The 18,062-nt window shown below is 69.1% G+C and carries 17 protein-coding genes; 8 read left to right on the forward strand and 9 right to left on the reverse strand.

All coding sequences use genetic code 11. The features are described 5' to 3' along the window. Positions 1-98: 98 nt before the first annotated feature. The 3 genes from NS4_RS13500 to abc-f all read right to left on the reverse strand — a co-directional run bounded on the left by NS4_RS13500 (position 99) and on the right by abc-f (position 3,596). Complete coding sequence (locus NS4_RS13500) at positions 99-1,289, reverse strand: macrolide family glycosyltransferase (RefSeq protein ID WP_439955783.1); 1,191 nt, start codon at positions 1,287-1,289, stop codon at positions 99-101. Next, a complete protein-coding gene (locus NS4_RS13505; protein WP_063059973.1) occupies positions 1,286-1,894 on the reverse strand; it encodes a CatB-related O-acetyltransferase in 609 nt (202 codons plus the stop codon). Before NS4_RS13505 ends, NS4_RS13500 begins: the two co-directional genes overlap by 4 nt. A gap of 94 nt (positions 1,895-1,988) precedes the next feature. Then, positions 1,989-3,596, reverse strand: a complete 1,608-nt coding sequence (gene abc-f / locus NS4_RS13510) for a ribosomal protection-like ABC-F family protein (RefSeq protein ID WP_174552091.1) — start codon at positions 3,594-3,596, stop codon at positions 1,989-1,991. 112 nt (positions 3,597-3,708) lie between these two features. Here abc-f and NS4_RS13515 point away from each other — a divergent pair, with 112 nt between their 5' ends. Both NS4_RS13515 and NS4_RS13520 read left to right on the forward strand, forming a co-directional pair. Further along, positions 3,709-4,413, forward strand: coding sequence for a TetR/AcrR family transcriptional regulator (locus tag NS4_RS13515; RefSeq protein WP_245665361.1), 705 nt, complete (start codon positions 3,709-3,711; stop codon positions 4,411-4,413). Between the two features lie 134 nt (positions 4,414-4,547). Continuing rightward, entirely contained in the window at positions 4,548-4,787 is a 240-nt protein-coding gene (locus NS4_RS13520) for a DUF6374 family protein (RefSeq protein ID WP_063059864.1), read from the forward strand. Positions 4,788-4,826: 39 nt separating this feature from the next. Here the strand turns inward: NS4_RS13520 and NS4_RS13525 are convergent, their stop codons facing one another. Beyond that, a complete protein-coding gene (locus tag NS4_RS13525) occupies positions 4,827-6,557 on the reverse strand; it encodes a BCCT family transporter (protein ID WP_084487191.1) in 1,731 nt (576 codons plus the stop codon). 342 nt (positions 6,558-6,899) lie between these two features. On the opposite strand from NS4_RS13525, the gene NS4_RS13530 reads away from it, so the two are divergent. Together NS4_RS13530 and NS4_RS13535 are read left to right on the forward strand one after the other, a co-directional pair. Then, positions 6,900-7,913: an NAD-dependent epimerase/dehydratase family protein gene (locus tag NS4_RS13530; RefSeq protein WP_063059976.1), complete on the forward strand. Its 1,014-nt coding sequence runs from the start codon at positions 6,900-6,902 to the stop codon at positions 7,911-7,913. A 141-nt stretch (positions 7,914-8,054) separates the two neighbouring features. Then, positions 8,055-8,522: a MarR family winged helix-turn-helix transcriptional regulator gene (locus NS4_RS13535; RefSeq protein WP_063059865.1), complete on the forward strand. Its 468-nt coding sequence runs from the start codon at positions 8,055-8,057 to the stop codon at positions 8,520-8,522. A gap of 12 nt (positions 8,523-8,534) precedes the next feature. Here NS4_RS13535 and NS4_RS13540 read toward each other — a convergent pair whose 3' ends face one another. Then, positions 8,535-9,329, reverse strand: coding sequence for an acyl-CoA thioesterase domain-containing protein (locus NS4_RS13540; protein ID WP_157106032.1), 795 nt, complete (start codon positions 9,327-9,329; stop codon positions 8,535-8,537). A gap of 82 nt (positions 9,330-9,411) precedes the next feature. Continuing rightward, positions 9,412-10,077, reverse strand: a complete 666-nt coding sequence (locus NS4_RS13545) for a helix-turn-helix domain-containing protein (protein ID WP_063059977.1) — start codon at positions 10,075-10,077, stop codon at positions 9,412-9,414. Positions 10,078-10,260: 183 nt separating this feature from the next. Between NS4_RS13545 and NS4_RS13550 the strand changes: the two genes are divergently transcribed. From NS4_RS13550 to NS4_RS13565, 4 genes are all read left to right on the forward strand, one after another. Further along, positions 10,261-11,757, forward strand: coding sequence for a high affinity choline transporter 1 (locus NS4_RS13550; protein WP_063059867.1), 1,497 nt, complete (start codon positions 10,261-10,263; stop codon positions 11,755-11,757). A gap of 105 nt (positions 11,758-11,862) precedes the next feature. Beyond that, positions 11,863-12,615 (forward strand): DUF1989 domain-containing protein, encoded by a 753-nt coding sequence (locus tag NS4_RS13555; protein WP_063059868.1) that lies wholly within the window; start codon positions 11,863-11,865, stop codon positions 12,613-12,615. Beyond that, on the forward strand, positions 12,612-13,235 hold the full coding sequence (locus NS4_RS33370; RefSeq protein WP_063059979.1) for an urea amidolyase associated protein UAAP2: 624 nt from the start codon (positions 12,612-12,614) through the stop codon (positions 13,233-13,235). The genes NS4_RS13555 and NS4_RS33370 overlap by 4 nt, the downstream gene beginning before the upstream one ends. Continuing rightward, on the forward strand, positions 13,232-15,244 hold the full coding sequence (locus NS4_RS13565) for a 5-oxoprolinase/urea amidolyase family protein (protein WP_439955784.1): 2,013 nt from the start codon (positions 13,232-13,234) through the stop codon (positions 15,242-15,244). Before NS4_RS33370 ends, NS4_RS13565 begins: the two co-directional genes overlap by 4 nt. A gap of 45 nt (positions 15,245-15,289) precedes the next feature. On the opposite strand, the gene NS4_RS13570 is transcribed toward NS4_RS13565, so the two are convergent. From NS4_RS13570 to NS4_RS13580, 3 genes are all read right to left on the reverse strand, one after another. Beyond that, the gene (locus tag NS4_RS13570; RefSeq protein WP_063059869.1) at positions 15,290-15,946 is read right to left on the reverse strand and encodes an isochorismatase family protein; all 657 of its coding nucleotides are present in this window, start codon (positions 15,944-15,946) and stop codon (positions 15,290-15,292) included. An 80-nt stretch (positions 15,947-16,026) separates the two neighbouring features. Then, positions 16,027-17,175: an isochorismate synthase gene (locus tag NS4_RS13575; protein WP_063059870.1), complete on the reverse strand. Its 1,149-nt coding sequence runs from the start codon at positions 17,173-17,175 to the stop codon at positions 16,027-16,029. Between the two features lie 9 nt (positions 17,176-17,184). Next, the gene (locus tag NS4_RS13580) at positions 17,185-17,991 is read right to left on the reverse strand and encodes an SDR family oxidoreductase (protein ID WP_063059871.1); all 807 of its coding nucleotides are present in this window, start codon (positions 17,989-17,991) and stop codon (positions 17,185-17,187) included. Positions 17,992-18,062: the final 71 nt, after the last annotated feature.

Consider the following 18,062-nt stretch of genomic DNA (forward strand, 5'->3'; position numbering starts at 1 on the left):
GTACGGGCCGCGGCACGTTCGGCGTACTGCACCCATGACTCCACGCAGCGCGAAGGCCGGATGCGGGGGTCGGCTCGGCGCGGACGGCCGGGCGGAGGTCAGCCCAGCAGGGCCTCGATCAGATCGGCGGCCCGCATCGTGCCGCCTTCGCTGCGCGCCTCGGCACGCAGCCGCGCCGACCGGTCGGCCACCCCGGCGTCCCCGACGAGGTCGATCAGCGCCGCGCGCAGGTTCTCGGGAGTGGCGTCGTCGGTGTCGATTCGGCGGGCCACACCCAATTCCACCAGGCGATCGGCATTGAGGAACTGTTCGGCGGCCTGCGGTACGGCGATCATCGGGACACCCGCCAGCAGCCCTTCGCCGCAACCACCCATCCCGGCATGGGTGAGGAACGCGTCCGCCCGGTCCAGGATCGCCCGCTGCGGGACCCAGGAGCGCACTTCGACATCGGCCGGAATCTCACCGAGTTCTCCCGGGTCGGTGTGTTTTCCGATCTGCAGCACGATATGCCAGCCGGGCAGGTCGCCGAAGGCACGCAGACAGCGGCGGTAGAACTCGGGCCGGTGGGTGTAGGCCGAACCCAGCGAGATCAGCAGGACCTTCTCCGCCGCGGCCGGGCGCACCCAGCCGCCGCCGGACCCGTCCGGGTCGAAACAGGGACCGACGAAGGTCACCTTCTCGGCATCCACCCGGTCGGCATGCGGTTGCATCGCCCGGGGTATCAGGGCCAGGGCCCGTTCGGGTACACCGGAGAAGGCGTCCACATCGGTGGTCACCGCACCGCAATCGGCGAGCCATCGCGCGAATCGCTCCCGGTGGGCGTCGGCACCCGGCAGTTGCCGCAGGTGTGCCGCGACGTCCTGCTCGTACCCGTCCCAGCCCACGAATGTCGGGGACAACTGCAGGACGGGACGGCCCTGCGTTTCGGCGAGCGCGCGTGCGGCGTACGCGCCGATGTCGTACATGTACAGGTCGGCCGGATCGTCCCCGTAGGCAGCGGACAACTGCGGAAGCGCCGCGACGGCGTCGTCGAGGAAAAGGTTCATCGCGGCGATCGGGTCGTCGGGCCAATTGTTCTCGGCGACCGGTAACCCGGATGTGCACGGGACGAATTCGGCGCCGGTGGCGGTGATCAGATCGGCCACCACCGGATCGTTGGCGTAGGTGACGTGATGGCCCCGGGCCACCAGTTCACCGATGATCGCGAGGCTCGGCAGCACGTGACTGACGATCGGGATACCGACCATCGCGATATGGGCAGGGCGAGAAGGCACAGTGGTCCCACTCATTCCGAGTCGGCGGCGGCGGCTTCGAGATCGGCGATGCTGCCCGCCATGATCGCGCGCACATGCCGGGTGATGTGTTCGACGGGCCAGTCCCACCAGGCCACTGCCAGCAGCCGGGCGATATCGGGCTCCGCGTAGCGAGTGCGGATGAGGCGGGCCGGATTACCGCCGACGATGCCGTAGTCGGGAACATCGCCGGTGACCACCGCGCCGGTGCCGATGATCGCGCCGTGGCCGATCCGCACACCGGGCAGGACCGTCACGCCGTTGCCGATCCAGACGTCGTTGCCGACGACGGTATCGCCCCGGTTCGGGAGATCGCTCAGCAGATCGATGTGGTGCGCCCACGCACCGCCCATGGTGGGAAAAGGAAACGTCGACGGGCCGTCCATCCGATGGTTGGCGCTGTTCATGATGAACCGCACGCCGGTGGCCAGCGCGCAGAACTTCCCGATGATCAGCTTCTCCGGCCCGTAGTGGTAGAGCACATTGCGGGTTTCGAACGCGGTCGGGTCGTCAGGGTCGTCGTAGTAGGAGAACTCCCCGGCTTCGATGAGCGGTGAGGTGACCAGCGGTTTGAGCAGTACCACGCGCGGCTGTCCGGGCATGGGGTGCAGCACGGTGGGGTCGGTGGGAAGTGTTGTGGGGTCGGCGGGCACAGCGGAACTCCTTCGATACGTGGGTGTGCCGGTTTCGGCGAGGTCAGACGGATACTGTCGCCCGCAACGCGAGCCGATCACCGTGCCAACGCGCGCGCAGCCGGCGGTCGTGGCTGACGATCACCAGCGCGCCCGGGTAATCGGCCAGCGCGGTTTCCATTTCCTCCACCAGCCCGGGTGACAGGTGATTGGTGGGCTCGTCGAGCAACAGCGCGTCGAACGGTTCCACGACCAGTCGCGCCAGGGCGAGTCGCTGCCGCTGCCCGGTGGACATTTCCGCGACCCGGGTCGTGAGCTGGGCGCGGTCGAACAGTCCCAGGGCCAGAAGTCGTTCGGCGTGCCGCTCGATGTCACCGGCGCGGCCGCGCGCGAAGGCGGCCAGCAGCGTTTCCCCTGCCTCGGCGGGCGGCGGCTCCTGCGCGAGATAGCCGACCCGGCCGCCGCGAACGACGGTGCCGGCGTCCGGGGCGAGGGCCCCGGCCAGCACCCGCAACAGCGTGGACTTGCCCGCGCCGTTCGGGCCGGTGATCAACAGGCGATCTCCGGCGGCGAGGGTGAGGCTCACCGGATCCAGCCGGTCGGCGACCGCGATCCCGGTGGCGTCGAGCGCGGTACCGTGCGCACCGCCGGACCGCAGCGCGGGAGTGAAGCGCAACGGCTGCGGGGGCGGCGGCACCGGGTCGGCGAGCAGGCGGCGCAATCGTTCCTCGGCATTGCGGACCCGCCCGGCCAGTGACTGCTGTACCCGGCCGCCCGCCCGGTCGTAGGCCATCTTGTTGTTGTCCTTCATCGCCCGGCCGGGGGCGACCCGGCGGGCTGTGGTGGCGGCGGCTTCCCGCAGCCGCTGGATATCGGTCTGCCATTGTTCGTGGGCCTGGACCCACCGCTGCCGCGCCGCGGCCTTCTCGGCGCGGAAGCCCGCGTAGCCGTTGCCGTATCGGACCACCTGCCGCCGATCCGCGTCGACCTCCAGGAGGGAGGTCGCGACCCGCTCGAGGAAGACCCGGTCGTGGGAGACGGTCACCGTGGTGCCGCGACGGGTACGCAGATGGTCCTCCAACCAGGTCAGGGCATCGTCGTCGAGGTGGTTGGTGGGCTCGTCCAGCAACAGCACCTCCGAGCCGGCCGCCAGTACCGCCGCCAGGCGCAGCCGAACCTGTTCGCCGCCGGAGAGCCCGCCGACTGCACGGTCGCGGGCAACCAGGCCCAACCCGAGACCGTGCAGGGCACGCTCCACCCGGGCCTCGGCGTCGTAGCCGCCGCGCAGTTCGAAAACGGTCGTCAGTTCGCCGTATTCGGTGAATCCGGACTCGTCGCCGGACGCCATGGTGGCCTCCAGGGCACGCATCCGACCCTCGATCGCGCGCAGCTCGCTCAGGGCCCGGTCGACGACCTGCCCGACGGTCATATCCGGCGGCAGCTGCTCGTCCTGGGCGAGATAGCCGACACCGCCACCGGCCTGCACGACGATCTCGCCGGCGTCGGGCCGCTCCCGCCCGGCGAACAGACGCAGCAGAGTGGACTTACCGGATCCGTTCTCGCCGATGATGCCGGTGCGCTCGCCCGCGGCGAGCGAGCATGTCACCTCATCGAGAACGCGCCGGCCGTGGAATGACTTGGTGACCGCGAGCGCGGTGATCTGCGTGGGCATGGACACTCTCCGAAGCATTCGAGTACGACGCGACCCCGGGGGACCGCAGGACGGGATGAACGCTTCGAATGAGCATCGGCGACCTCACTAGTGCGACGGATGTTGCATTAGCATGGTGCCACAGCCCGCTTCCCAGAGCAACCGGATGATCGATATGACTCCCCCACCCCCAGCCGACGACTCGCCGCGCCCGGCAGTGCGCCCGGGCGGGCGTACCGCTCGTATCCGCGCCCAGGTCCTGGACGCCGTGCACGCCGAACTGACCGAGCACGGTTATGACGCACTCACGGTGGACAGCGTCGCCGCCCGCGCGGGCGTTCACCGCACCACCGTCTATCGCCGCTGGCGCGACGTCGGCGGCCTGCTCACCGACGTCTTCGCCGCGGCCGCCGATATCGATTGGCACCCCCGCGACACCGGCTCCCTACAGGGGGATCTGGCCGCGCTCAATCAAGAGATCCAGGATTCACTCACCGAGGAGCCGTCGATCGCGGCAGCGCTGATCGCGGTGTCGTTCCGTTCCGAGGAGGCCGCCCGCGCCCTGCGGCAGTTGTGGGAGAACAGGTACGCCCAGTCCGAGATCGTGGTCGAACGAGCCGTGCGCCGTGGCGAACTGGCTCCCGGCGTCGACGCGCGGGCCGTCCTGATCGCTGCCACGGCGCCGGTCTACCACCAATTGACGCTGCTGCGAACCCCGCCCGACACACAACTGCCCAACCGTGCCGCGGCAGCCGCAGCACTGGCCGCACGCGGTGGCGCGTTCACCGACCCGCGGGCCGCGGGCCACGACCGATCGGGCGATCGGCCGGGCGGGTGAGCCGGTGCGCCTGCCCGGGGGCACGGGGCCCCGGCGCAGGCGTTACCGGGCCCGGAAATCCACCAGGCAATAGACCGTGGCAGGGGTCGCCACACCTATCGAAAATATGTTCGAATTCGGGTACGGTTACCCGCATGCCCGAACTCGCCCCCATCCCGTTCGCCCGGCTCAACCTCGAACAGGTACGGGAACGACTCCTCGCCGCGGCGGCTTTCGGCGAGTCCCTCTCCCCCGATCAGCTCGAGGCCCTGGCCGGCAAGCTCAGTACCGGCCTGAGTATCTACATCGAGGCGACTCAGAACAGCGCGCCCCGCGCCCACCGCCCGGCCGTGCCCGGCCGGGCCTGCCTGGACTTCCGCGGAAACCTGCGCTGACCCCCGGTCCGCGGCGCGGGCCGGGGCGGCACAATCGGGTCACCGGTCGCTCTCCACCCCCGGCTCCTCGGCCACGACCTCGATGGGCGAGGTGACGAGCTCGAACTCGCCCTCGTGCTTGGCCACGCCCTGCAGCACCGCACCCTCCACCAGTTCGACGCCCAGATTCGCGCGCACGATGAGCGGATCGCTGCGGACATCGCGATAGAGCGAGACGCACATCAGCACCATCACCACCATGAACGGTAGGGACACCACGGTGGTCAGGGCCTGCAAGCCGGTCAACGCGCCACCGAGATCGCTCGAATCGGCGATCACCAGCATGATCGCGGCGACCGCACCGGTGGCGGTACCCCAGAAGATCACGGTGAGCCGGGAGGGTTCGATACTGCCCCGCTCCGACAGGGTGCCCATGACGATCGAGGCCGCGTCCGCCCCGGAGACGAAGAAGATACCCACCAGGATCATCACCAGCACGGTGGTGATGGCGGTCAGCGGATACTCCCCGAGCAGGTGGAAGAGCGCGAAATCGGGGTTCACGCTGCCGTCGGCCTCGGTGAGGTCGTGGGTATCGGTCTGCTGCCGGATGGCCGCGCCGCCGAAGATCGCGAACCAGACCAGGCTCACCATGCTGGGCACCAGCAGGACGCCCGCGACGAACTGCCGGATGGTGCGTCCCCGGCTGATCCGGGCGATGAACATCCCGACGAAGGGGGTCCAGGAGATCCACCACGCCCAGTAGAAGATGGTCCAGCTCGACAGCCATGCCTCCATCTCCTCGCCACCGGCGATACCGGTACGCGAGGCCATGGTCGGCAGCTCGGCGATGTAGTCGCCGACGGCGGTGGGCAGGAAATTCAGCATGAACAGGGTGGGCCCGGCGATGAAGACAAAAGCGGCGAGGATCACCGCGAGCACCATGTTGATATTCGACAGCCACTGGATACCGCGCGCGACACCGGAGACCGCGGACAGGACGAACGCGATGGTGAGCCCGGTGATCACCGCCACCAGCCCGATCTTGCCGACGGCGTCCACCCAGCCGTTGAACTCGAACCCGGCCCCGATCTGCAACGCGCCGAGGCCCAGCGAGGCCGCCGAACCGAACAGGGTGGCGAAGATCGCCATCACGTCGATCGCCTTGCCGCCGAGACCCTCGGCGTGGCGTCCGAGCAGGGGCCGGAACACCGACGAGAACAGTTGCGACCGGCCGCGCCGGAACGTGCCGTAGGCGATGGCCAGACCGGCGACCGCGTAGATGGCCCACGGATGCAGCGTCCAGTGGAACAGTGTGGTCGCCAGCGCGACCTCGGCGGCCGGCGGGCTACCGGCCTCGGCGGTATTCGGCGGCGGGGAGGTGAAATGGGTCAGCGGCTCGGCGACACCCCAGAACATGAGGCCGATTCCCATACCGGCGCTGAACATCATGGCGATCCAGGAGACGGTGCGGAACTCCGGCGTTTCGTCGTCGGCGCCGAGCGGGATCTTGCCGTAGCGGCTCAGCGCCAGCCAGATCACGTAGACGACGAAGGATGTGGCCACCAGAACGAACAGCCAGCCGGTATTGGTGATCACCCAGGACTGGGCGTTCGACGCGAAGCCGGCCAAACTGTCCTGGTCGAGGATTCCCCAGAGCACAAAGGCCACGGACCCGACCGAGGTGATGCCGAAGACGAGCCAGTCGAGGCCACGGCCCACCGGTCTGTGCCTGCTCGAGCCCGGCACGCCGCTGTTACGCGTCGCGGATTTCCCGCCGGTGTCGATCGCCATGGACGAGTCCTTTCAGATCGCACGTGCGTCCGGCACCGAGGTCGCGGGATCACGCGGACCAGCCGTTACCCGGTCCTTCCGCGCACCGCGACCACGCCGCCGAACCGGATGTTCCGGGAAAAACCGTACTCGCCCCCGATTCGGACGCTGCGTCGAACACATGAACAGCGGTCGGCGCGCCGTCCCCCGGAGACCGTCGATCAGCGCTCGGAAAGTCCCGGATCAGCAGAGCAGACACCTGTCCGAACTCTTGTACTGACTTCGAACCGGTTTCGTGTACAGGAATTGCCCGGCCCTGCGAAACTCGTACCGACCGACGAACCGATCAGGAGGCGCACCGGTATGGCGGACCCGGCAAAACTGGTGGTGGGAGCCTCGGGATTCCTCGGCTCGCACCTGACCCGCCAATTGGCCGCGACAGGAGCGCCCGTCCGCGTCCTGGTACGCCGTACCAGCGATCTCCGTGCCATCGCGGACCTGCCGGTGGAGATCCACTACGGTGAGCTGTTCGACGATCACGCGCTGCGCACGGCCATGCGCGACTGCGACGAGATCTATCACTGCGCGGTGGACACCCGGGCATGGCTGCGCGATCCCGAACCCCTCTTCCGGACCAATATCGCCGGCCTGCGCCATGTGCTCGACGCCGCCTGCGTCACCGGACCCCGGCGGTTCGTCTTCACCAGTTCCGCCGCCACCATCGGACGCCGGTCGGGCGGCGTCGCCGACGAGACGGTCTCCTTCGACTGGCCCCGCCTCGGCGGTCCGTACGTGCGCTCCCGGGTCGAGGCGGAAAACCTGGTGCTGCGCTATGCCACCGAACGCGGACTGCCCGCGGTGGCGATGTGCGTCGCGAACACCTACGGCCCCGGCGACTGGCAACCGACACCACACGGTTCCTTCGTGGCCGCCGCCGCACTCGGCAGACTCCCGTTCCGCTTCGCCGGTACCGGGTCGGAATCGGTGGGCGTCGAGGACGCGGCCCGGGCCTTGATCCTGGCGGGTGCGGCCGGACTGCCGGGCGAGCGCTATATCGTCTCCGACCGTTTCCTCACCAATACCGAACTGCTCACCGCCGCCGCCCACGCGGTGGACCGGGAACCACCCCGGGCGGCAGTCCCGCTGCCCCTGCTGTACCCGGCCGCCGGTATCGCCTCGGCCGGGGCCCGGGCACGCGGCCGGGACAGCCGGTTCACGGTGACCTCGGTGAATCTGATGCACGTCATGTCCCGGCTGGACCACGGCAAGGCCGAACGCGAACTCGGCTGGAAACCCGAACCGGTACTGGACTCGGTGGCCCGTGCCGCGCGGTTCTTCGTCGAACGCCGGTCCCGGCGGGCCGCGGCCGCCGGCTGACGGTGGCCGACGCGCGCCCACCCGGCGATTGCACTCTACATATAATGTGTATGATGCAATACGCTCCGGCCGAGTGGTATAACGACTGGCGGGACGCCCGCCGCGCCGCCACGGCATCCGAGTACGAGCAGGACACCCGCCATGGACAAACCCACGCATCTGATCGAATTCGAGACCATGCTCCTGGGCCGGCACAGCCTCAATGCCCATCTGCGCCGCCCGGACCACCTCGAGCGCAGCGCCTATCTGGTGCTGCGCCGGTTACGGATCGAGGGTCCCATGTCCATCGGCGAACTCAGCGAGGCCTTCGGCCTGGACACTTCGACCGTGCACCGGCAGACCGCCGCCATGCTGAAGGCCGGACTGGTCGAGCGCATTCCCGATCCCGAGGGCGGTCTGGCGCGGAAGTTCCGGATCACCGACGAGGGCGAACGCCGGGTCCTGGCCGACCGCGACTACAACATCAACGCACTCGACCGGCTTCTGCGCGGCTGGAGCAGTGAGGACGTACAGACCTTCGCCGCCTACCTGAAACGGTTCAACACCGACCTCGAGGCCCGTGAGGCGCGACCCTGGCCGCGGCCCTCCCGCACCGAGCCGCGAGCGTAGACGAGCGGGACATCAATAGCGCCGCATATCGACCTGGCGGCGCACATTGGACAACGCGGTCACCACGGCCGTCCCCAGCGGGCCGCTGCGGTCGTAGAGGGTAGTGGTACCGACCGCGACACCCGCATAGGCCACCTGATCCTGCGCCAGCACCCCGATACCCGGACCGGACGGAACCCGGGCAAGTGTCAGTGTGACGTCGGAGTTGATATAACCGATTCCTTCAGTGCCCCAATTGCACATGAGGCTCGCGGCGTCACCGGCCATCCCCGCCCGCTGCAACGGCGTCACCGGCTCACCCGCGACCACCGGCAGCATGTTCTGCCAGATCGCCTTGCGCTCGGCGTTCTGGGTGGCCGCGAAATCGTGGGTCCAGGCGCCGTCACCGCTTTTGAACAGCGGGTGCGCGCCCGCCTCCGAGGCATCGGGGGTCTCGGGCACCGGGAAATCGTGGGGTGGTTGCCACAGGTCACCGCCGGGTATCTCGCCGGTGCGCAGGTAGACCACGCTCGCCCGCGACCGCACCTCCTCGCGCTGCAGCAGTTCGGCGTCCGCGACACAGATGCGTTTACCCTCCCGGACCACCACACTGCGCAGCGTGGCCGGCTCGTCGACGACCGGGCGGAACAGGTCCACCGTCACCCGGGCGGGGACGAACTCCTCGCCCGGGGATCGCGTTTCCAGTTCCCGCGCCAGCAGCCCGCAGATCGCCGGCCCGCTCACCTGGGTCGGGCTCCAGCTGGACATGGCAATACGGGTGGGCAGGTACTGCTCACCCTCCCTGGTGAAGAACGCGAACACGCCCATCGGCTCCTCTCACGCGGACCCCTGTCCCAGAATTACAACACGTTCTAGTTTGCGGTCGCGTGAAGGGCCGGTCATGGACGGCTCACACCTGCAGCTCCTGAACGAGAACTCCGGCCGCCCGCCGGACCTCGGCGGGATCACCGGTCCAACCGAGCACCCGCAGTACCGCGGTGGCGATCGCCTGCCGCGCCTCTTCGGGCACCGCGCCGGCATCCGAGCGAATATTGATCACCGTCTCCACCAACCGGAACGGGAGGGTCCGCGCCTGGGCCACTCCGCTGCCGCCGAGCTCGGACACCACTCGCGCGGCCAGCCGTTCATAGCTCGTGCGCAGAGTGTCACGACGCGCCCGGAACCGCGCGAACCGCTGCCCGCCCAACTCCGGCAGGAAGTACAGCGCGCCGATATTCCAGCGCGCGTCGCACAGCTGGCAGATATCGAATCGCGCCAGCGCGTACAGCCGGACCGCGGCCGGCTCCGGGCGCCGCTCCAGGCGCATCGCGAGTTCGGCCGCCCCCGCGATGGTTTCGCCGAGCAGGGCGTCGAGGATATCGTCCTTGGCCGCGAAGTGGTGGTACAGCGAAGCCTGGCGGATACCGACCGCCTCGGCGATGGCCCGGGTCGAGGTGCTTCCGTACCCCTGGGTGGTGAACAGTTCGGCTGCGGCGTCGAGAATTTCGGCGCGCGGTGTCTGCCCCTGGCGGCGGCGCGGCGCGAGACGCGGGCGGCCCGGACCGAGTTGGGTCATGACTCCATTGTCGTCGACCGGGCGATTCACGCCGCGGGGAGATTTCTGTCATTCGATAGAAATATCGGCAACGCAGACGTTACTCCCGGCCCCGATACGGATACATCGCCGTCACCACCATGTCGCGGGACGCGAGGAACCTTTCAACCGACAGATATTCGTGTCGGATGAAGGGCCCCGGCCATGATCATTCTCGGAATCGCGATCAGTGTGCTCGCGGTAATCGGCATCGGCCTGCTGGTCGCCCGCAAGGTCGACGGTGACAGCGTCAACTTCCTCGTCGCCGGCCGATCACTGGGCCTGCCACTGGTCGCGGCGGGCCTGATGGGCCAGGCGGTCGACTCCAACGCCACCCTCGGCAACACCGACCTGGCCGGTTCGGTCGGCTTCTGGGCCGGGGCTTCACTACCGCTGGGTCTAGGCCTGTGCCTGCTGCTCACCGGCCTCTTCTTCGCCCGGCCGATGAACCGGATGGGCCTGTTGACCCTGCCGGACTTCTATCGCATCAAATACGGCCGCGGGGTCGAATTCAGCGCCTCGATCCTGATGATCTTCAGCTTCTGCATCCTGCTGGCGGGCAACCTCGTCGCCGGCGGCTTCCTGTTCGAACGCTTTCTCGGTATCCCCTACACCGCCGGGGTCCTGCTCATCGTGGCGATCGTGCTGACCTACACCGTCACCGGCGGCATGTTCAGCGACGCATACACCGCACTCGCCCAGATGGTGATCACCGTGATCGGGTCGCTCGCCCTGCTCATCTGGGTGGGATCGACCTACGGGCTCGATATCCCCGAGGGCATGGGACCGTTCGACCTCGGGCAGCTCGGCAACAGTTCCGAAGGCGCCGTGGTGAACTGGGCGACGCTGATCGCCCTCGGGATCGGCGATATCGTCGCCATCGATTTCATGCAGCGTATCTTCTCGGCCCGCTCCCCCGAGATCGCCCGCCGGGCCTGTTTCATAGGCGCGGCCGGAACCGCCGTGGTCGGTATCCCTTATGCGCTGGTCGCCCTGGCCACCACCGATCTCGTCGGCGAAGGATCAGGTCCGCGCCTGCTGACCCTGCTGGACGAACACGCCCCGGCGGGTCTGGCGATCCTGGTGCTGTCGGCGATCGTGGCGGCGTCGTGCTCCACGGCCAACGGCGCCATCCTGGGCACGGCCTCGGTGGCGACCCGCAATATCGCCGGTCGCACCGACCGGACCGACGCCGCCGGACGCGACACTCTGTTGCGAGATGTGCGGCTCACCATGATCCCCGTCGTCGCGGTGGCGATCTTCTTCGCGGTGGAGGTCCCACAGACCGGCATCCTGCTCACCCTGGCGTTCGACCTGATGCTGGCCGCACTGATCGTCCCGTTCGTCGCGGCCCACCTCACCTCGCGGATCACCACCGCCGCCGCGGTCGCGGCCATGGTGGCCGGGCTGGGTGTCCGGCTGGTCCTGTTCGTGCTCACCCCCACCATGTACGGGGTCCCGAACACCGTTGCCCATATCGACAATTCGCTCATCGGCCCGGGTTTCGACGGCTGGCCCACCTTCTTCGGCCTTGCGGCCTCACTGCTGGCCTTCCTGGGCACTCTCGCCGTACAGCGGCTGCGCGAGCCCACGGAAAAGGCCGCGATCCCGGGGAATGTTCCCCCACTGCCCGCACCGGAACCCGTCGTCCAGCACGGCTGACCCGCCGTCCACGGCCGAGCCGGCCGGGTCCCGCTGCCCGGTTTCCGAACCGGTCGACCCCGCACGACCGGCCCGTCCTCCGGTCCCCACGAGCAAGGAAAGATCATGACGCCCACCACCGCCTCGACGACCGGCGCGCGCGCACACGCCCGCGCCCAGGCCTCGGCGACCGCGGCCACGCCTGCACTGCCCGAAGGGGTCGCGCTCGACGAGACCACCTGGACCGTCCGGCTACCACCCGGCGGTTACACGAGTACTGTGCTCGGGCGCGGCACCCGGCTGCGGCTCGCCGATCCGCACGGCGCGTCCTGCGCGCACCTGTTCCTACTGCGCGCGGACGCCCCGTGGGAACGTCTCAATGTCGCCGACACCGTGAAAGTGCCCTGGCAGGCCTATCTCGGTGCGGGACACCCGCTGCTGTCCGATCAAGGCCGCGTGCTGGCCACCGTGGTCGCCGACACCTCGGGCCGCCACGACGCACTCTGCGGACCCACCCGTGCGGGCCGGATGCTCCTGGAGCGCGCGGCCGCGAAACACGGACTGTCCCCGCGCGATATCGGTCCCACCCTCGCGTTCTTCCGCGGTGTGCGGGTGGACGGTGACGGCACCCTCACCGCTATCGGCTCGGCCGGTGCCGGCGCCTACCTCGATCTGATCGTCCATCTGCCGGTGACCGTCCTGATCGCCGCTACCCCGCACCCCCTCGACGACACCCCGGTCACCGAACTCGACCTGGTCGCCTGGCCGGGCGATCCCGCCGTCGCGGCCGGCGCGAACCGCGACCCCGAATACCTGCGCGCCGTCCAGAACACCGAACAGGCCTGGTCGGCCGCCCGCACCCGACAGGAGTGGATATGAACACCGCGACTCCGGCAGCGACCGTCGTACTCGACGCAGTGGTTCCGGCCTGCGCACCGTGGTCGGCGGTCGTGCGGGCCGGGCACCGACTCGACATCATCGATCTGCACGGCAACCAGGCCGTCGACTGCCTGCTGTACGCCGCGGACGACCACACCGACCGCTACAGCGCCCAGGCCACGGTCACCGCGCAGCGCAATATCTTCCTCACCACCGGCAGTGTGCTGCGTACCGACGCGGGCACGGCACTGATGACCGTGATCGTCGACGAGGTCGGCAATCACGACACCATCGCCGGAGCCTGCTCGCAGGAGTCCAATACGCTGCGCTACGGCCACCACACCCGCCACCAGCACGCCTGCGTGGAGAATTTCCTGGCCGAGGCGGCGAAATGGGGTATGGGCAAACGAGATCTGGTGTCCAACATCAACTGGTTCATGAACGTACCGGTGGAGGCGGACGGCACCCTCGGTATCGTCGACGGCCGGTCCGCACCGGGCAAGACAGTGTCACTGCGTGCCGAGATCGACACCCTGGTCCTGGTTTCCAACTGTCCCCAGATCAACAACCCCTGCAACGGCTTCGATCCGACCCCCGTACGCATGGTGGTGACCCGGTGACCGCGCCGGTGACGCTCGCCCCGGCACCCGCCGCGGTCGCCGCGAGCCGCCGCGCGGTGGTCGAACGCCCGGGCCTGCTCACCACGGTGCAGGACTGGCCGGGCCGGACCGGCTACTGGCACGTCGGCGTACCGCCGTCGGGCCCGATGGACGATCTGTCGTTCCGCCTCGGCAACCGCGCGCTGGGCAACCCCGAGGGCGCGGCCGGACTGGAATGCACCATGGCCGGCCCGGCGCTACGGTTCTGCGAGGCGGCCTGGGTGTGCGTCACCGGCGCCCCTGTCACCGTGACGGTCGCCGGGCGACCCGTACCGCTGTGGCGGCCGGTGTTGGTGCCCGCCGGAGAGGTGCTCGATATCGGAACGATCCGTGGCCCGGGCATGCGCTGCTACGTGCTGGTATCCGGCGGACTGGCGCTCCCCGGGTACCTCGGGAGCGCCGCCACGTTCACTCTCGGCCGCTTCGGTGGCGTGGCCGGGCGCGCACTGGCCGCCGCCGATGTTGTCCCGATCGGCGCCGCACCGGGCCCGCCGACCGGGGCCGTACCCGGCGGTGAGCAACCCGTGCTGACCCACGACTGGGAACTGGCCGTCACCGAGGGGCCGCACGGGGCACCCGAGTTCTTCACCCGCGCCGATATCGATACGCTGCTGGCCGGTGTCTACGAGGTGCATTTCAACTCCGACCGCACCGGCGTCCGGCTCGTCGGTCCCAGACCCCGCTGGGCTCGCCCCGACGGTGGCGAGGCCGGACTGCATCCGTCGAATATCCACGACACCGCCTACAGCGTGGGCGCGCTGGATTTCACCGGGGACACCCCAATCCTGCTCGGCCCCGACGGGCCGAGCCTCGGTGGCTTCGTCTGCCCGGTGACCGTGACCGCCGCCGACCTGTGGAAGCTCGGTCAGCTGTGCCCGGGTGACCGGGTACGTTTCGTCCCGGTGCGCGCGGAGCGGGCCGCGTCACCGGCCGAACTGGGCCCCGCGCGCCGGGCGGGCTGGCCGATCGTGCTGTCCACCGGCGGCGACGGCGACGACGGAATCCTGCGGCACGGGGAAACCGCCGACGGCACCACGGTGACCTACCGGAGGGCGGGTGACGACGGAATTCTCGTGGAATACGGCGCCATGACCCTGGATCTCGAACTGCGGGCCCGCGTCCACGCATTGCACGAGCACCTGCTCGCCCGCGGTGAACGGGGTATCACCGAACTCACCCCGGGCGTTCGATCGCTGCAGGTCCGGGTCGAACCGCGCACACTGCGTATCGGTGCGGCCCTGGATCTCCTGGCCGAGGCGGAGGCCGCGCTACCGGCCGCGGAGGACCTGGTCGTACCCAGTCGCACCGTGGATCTACCGCTGTCGTGGGACGATCCCGCGACCAGGGAGGCGATCACCCGCTATATGCACGGCGTCCGCGCCGACGCACCGTGGTGCCCATGGAATATCGAGTTCATCCGGCGGATGAACGGACTCGAGACCGTCGGCGATGTCTTCGATACCGTGTTCGCCGCCGAATACCTGGTGCTCGGATTGGGGGATGTCTATCTCGGTGCGCCACTGGCCACCCCGACCGACCCCCGGCACCGGCTGATCACCACCAAGTACAACCCGGCCCGGACCTGGACCCCGGAGAACGCGGTCGGTATCGGCGGCGCCTACCTGTGCGTCTACGGCATGGAGGGCCCCGGTGGATATCAGTTCGTCGGCCGCACCACCCAGGTGTGGAGCCGGCGCACCGATACCGAGACCCCCTGGCTGCTGCGCTTCTTCGACCGGATCCGCTGGTATCCGGTGAGCGCGGAGGAACTACTCGATCTCCGTGCCGATATCGCCGCCGGGCGCGGCGAGTTACGCACCGGCCCAGGAGAATTCCGCCTCGCGGAACACCGCCGGTTCCTCACCGCGGAAGCGGAGTCGATCGAATCGTTCCGGGCCCGGCAGGCGGCCGCCTTCGCGGCCGAACGCGAATCCTGGCGGCGCTCAGGCGAACTGGGCGATACACACTGAACGCCCGGCGCCGCCCGCACGGCGGCGCCGGGCGCACCGCTGGGATCAGGCCCCCGAAGTCACCACCGAGGGCTGCAACTGGCTCAGCATCTCGTCGGTACCGAGCACCATTCCGCAGCGGCGGGCGGTGTACTTGGAGGCGATCAGATGTTCCTCACGACTGAAATCGGCCACCGCGTCGTGCGCCAGAAACGGGTGGATATCGTTCATGAACGCCTCGGCCGCACTGAGCATGCAGCCCATATGGGCGTACACGCCGGTCACCACGAGCTGATCACGGTTACGGTAGCCGAGCAGTTGGCGCAGATCGGTACGCTGGAACGCCGAATAGCGCCATTTGGTGACCTGGATATCCTGCTCGCGGGGAGTCAGCGCGGCGATGACCTCGGTATCCGGGCCGTCCGACATACCGGTGCCCCAGAAATCGGCGAGCAGGCCGCGGCGGTCGGGATGCTGGTCGCCCGGCTGCATACTGTAGATCACCGGTATGCCCAGCTCGTGGCACCGATCGCGGAGCCGGACGATATTGTCGATCATCGTCGCGGCGGGGTCGCGATCGAGCTGATAGGCAGTGAGGAAATAGTTCTGCATGTCATGGATCAGCAGGGCGGCGCGATCGGGATCGAGTCTCCAGGCCACTCTGTTGGTGATCTCGTCGTCCAACGGCGGCATCGCATAGGGTGCGATCGGCTGCATGGCCATGTCCGGAACTCCTCATCTCTTGTGGCCCGCGACCTTTCGAGAAGGCCGTGGGCCCGGGCGCAGTGGCGAAAGGTGGTGGGTCAGGGCACCGCGGCGGGGCGGCCGGCCACGCCCAGCGGTCCGAGGACCCGCTGCAATTTCCCGGTGGTCTCGGCCAGTTCGTCTTCGGGATCGGATTCCGCGACGATGCCGCCACCGGCGTAGGCGACCAGGGTCCGGTTGTCGGCGGCGAGTTCGGCGCAGCGGATGCTGACCATCCATTCCCCGTTGCCCTCGGCGTCGCACCAGCCGACCGCGCCGGCGTAGAAGCCGCGTTCACCTTCGAGTTCGGCGATCAGCCGGGCGGCCGCCGCAGTGGGGGTACCGCAGATGGCCGGGGTCGGATGCAGTGCGGCGGCCAGCTCCAGCGCCGACGGTCCGGCTACCGGGACGGTCGCGCTGATCGTGGTTCCGAGATGCCACATGGCCGGGGTCTCGGTGAGATCGGGGCGGGCGGGCGTGCGCACATCGGTGCACCGATCACGCAGAACCCCGGCCACATGGTCCACCACGAAACCGTGCTCGTGCTGATCCTTCGCCGAACCGAGCAATGTCTCGGCGGCGATCCGATCGGCCAGCGCGTTCTCCGGCACCCGCCGGGCCGAACCCGCGAGCGGATGGCTGGTGACCTCGGTACCGATACGCCGCACCAGGATCTCCGGGCTGGAACCGACCAGATGCCGGCCGGTGAACAGACCACCGGCCGCGGACAGGTTCACCAGGTAGCCGTTACCGGCTGGATCGGTGGAGACCAGGAGATCCAACAGGTCGGCGGCACGCACGGCCCGGCCGGCCCGGGCCCGCAGCGCCCGGGCGAGCACGACCTTGCGCAGTGGGTGGGCGGGATCGGCCAGCAGCCGCACCGCGGCGCCCACCCGGCGCAGGTGCTCCTCCGGCTCCGGAAGATGTTCGGTGACCGCGATATCGGGCGCGGTGACCGGCCGGGTGGTCCGCGGGCCGTCGGTCACCGCGATGTTTTCGGGGGCCCACAGCGCGGCCGGTGCGCCCGGGGTGAACGGTAGCGCGCCGACGATATGGGAGACCCGGCGCGCACGCAGCTGCGCGACGGCTTCGGCGGGACTGTGGAAGACACGCCCTCCGGCAGACGCGGTCACGGTGCGCTGCGGCCGGGACAGGACAAAAGCGGGATCCGCGGGATACGCGGAGTTCTCGGCGTTGATGGTGATCATCCTCTCGTGTCACATATCCAGCGTTGCGCCGCCGTCGACCCGCAGGTCGTGCATGGTGATGTGGCGCGCGGCATCGGAAACCAGGAAGCGGACGGCGGCGGCGATATCGGCGGGATCGGCGATCCGCCGCAACGGGATGCCCAGCCGGTAGTTCTCGGGGTCGCCGTCGAGCAGGCTGATCCGCCCGGCCTCACCGAGACCGTTCTCGTCCGAGTCGGCGTACATTCCGCGCAGCATCGGGGTATCGGTGGAACCCGGGGAGACCAGGTTGACCCGGACCCCGTGCGGTGCCACCTGAAGCGCGAGCGAGCGGGTGAACGCCGTGGCCGCGGCCTTCGCGGCACCGTAGGCGGCGAGATTCACCCGGGGGACGGTGGCGGAGTTGGAGGAGACGACCACGATGGAACCGGTTCCGGCGGCGACCATTTCGCGGGCGGCGCGCTGGGCCACGTAAACGGCGCCGCCCGCGTTGACGGCCACACAGCGCTGCCACTCCTCCGGAGAGGTGTCCAGGGCGGAGCCGCCGATCATCGCGCCGGCGGCGTGAACGACCACCCGGGGTGTGCCACGTTCGGCGAGCTCCTTGTCGAAGGCTTCGGCGACCGCTGCGGCGTCACTGATATCGACTTCGGCGGATGTCACGCCGGTGCCCTCGTGCTGCCGCCCGAGCCTGGCCGCGACCTCGTGCACCCGGGAGTCCCTGTCCCACAGAGCGATATTCGCGGAATCGCCGGCGAGTTCGGCGGCGATCGCCGCACCGATTCCCCCTGCGGCTCCGGTGACGACTACCCCTTCGCCCCATTGCTTCGTGACCATTAGGTTAGCCTAACCTGAAGTTACACCGTAAGGCTAGCATTCCGGTGTGACGTGTAACAAGATCGCTGATC

The sequence above is a fragment of the Nocardia sienata NBRC 100364 genome (assembly GCF_001613205.1).
GTDB classification, from domain to species: domain Bacteria; phylum Actinomycetota; class Actinomycetes; order Mycobacteriales; family Mycobacteriaceae; genus Nocardia; species Nocardia sienata.

Coding starts and splice junctions, on each gene's coding strand:
- NS4_RS13500 (WP_439955783.1), bottom strand. CDS start 1,289: ATGAGTGGGACCACTGTGCCTTCTCGCCCTGCCCATATCGCGATGGTC.
- NS4_RS13505 (WP_063059973.1), bottom strand. CDS start 1,894: ATGCCCGGACAGCCGCGCGTGGTACTGCTCAAACCGCTGGTCACCTCA.
- abc-f (WP_174552091.1), bottom strand. CDS start 3,596: ATGCCCACGCAGATCACCGCGCTCGCGGTCACCAAGTCATTCCACGGC.
- NS4_RS13515 (WP_245665361.1), top strand. CDS start 3,709: ATGGTGCCACAGCCCGCTTCCCAGAGCAACCGGATGATCGATATGACT.
- NS4_RS13520 (WP_063059864.1), top strand. CDS start 4,548: ATGCCCGAACTCGCCCCCATCCCGTTCGCCCGGCTCAACCTCGAACAG.
- NS4_RS13525 (WP_084487191.1), bottom strand. CDS start 6,557: ATGGCGATCGACACCGGCGGGAAATCCGCGACGCGTAACAGCGGCGTG.
- NS4_RS13530 (WP_063059976.1), top strand. CDS start 6,900: ATGGCGGACCCGGCAAAACTGGTGGTGGGAGCCTCGGGATTCCTCGGC.
- NS4_RS13535 (WP_063059865.1), top strand. CDS start 8,055: ATGGACAAACCCACGCATCTGATCGAATTCGAGACCATGCTCCTGGGC.
- NS4_RS13540 (WP_157106032.1), bottom strand. CDS start 9,329: ATGGGCGTGTTCGCGTTCTTCACCAGGGAGGGTGAGCAGTACCTGCCC.
- NS4_RS13545 (WP_063059977.1), bottom strand. CDS start 10,077: ATGACCCAACTCGGTCCGGGCCGCCCGCGTCTCGCGCCGCGCCGCCGC.
- NS4_RS13550 (WP_063059867.1), top strand. CDS start 10,261: ATGATCATTCTCGGAATCGCGATCAGTGTGCTCGCGGTAATCGGCATC.
- NS4_RS13555 (WP_063059868.1), top strand. CDS start 11,863: ATGACGCCCACCACCGCCTCGACGACCGGCGCGCGCGCACACGCCCGC.
- NS4_RS33370 (WP_063059979.1), top strand. CDS start 12,612: ATGAACACCGCGACTCCGGCAGCGACCGTCGTACTCGACGCAGTGGTT.
- NS4_RS13570 (WP_063059869.1), bottom strand. CDS start 15,946: ATGGCCATGCAGCCGATCGCACCCTATGCGATGCCGCCGTTGGACGAC.
- NS4_RS13575 (WP_063059870.1), bottom strand. CDS start 17,175: ATGATCACCATCAACGCCGAGAACTCCGCGTATCCCGCGGATCCCGCT.
- NS4_RS13580 (WP_063059871.1), bottom strand. CDS start 17,991: ATGGTCACGAAGCAATGGGGCGAAGGGGTAGTCGTCACCGGAGCCGCA.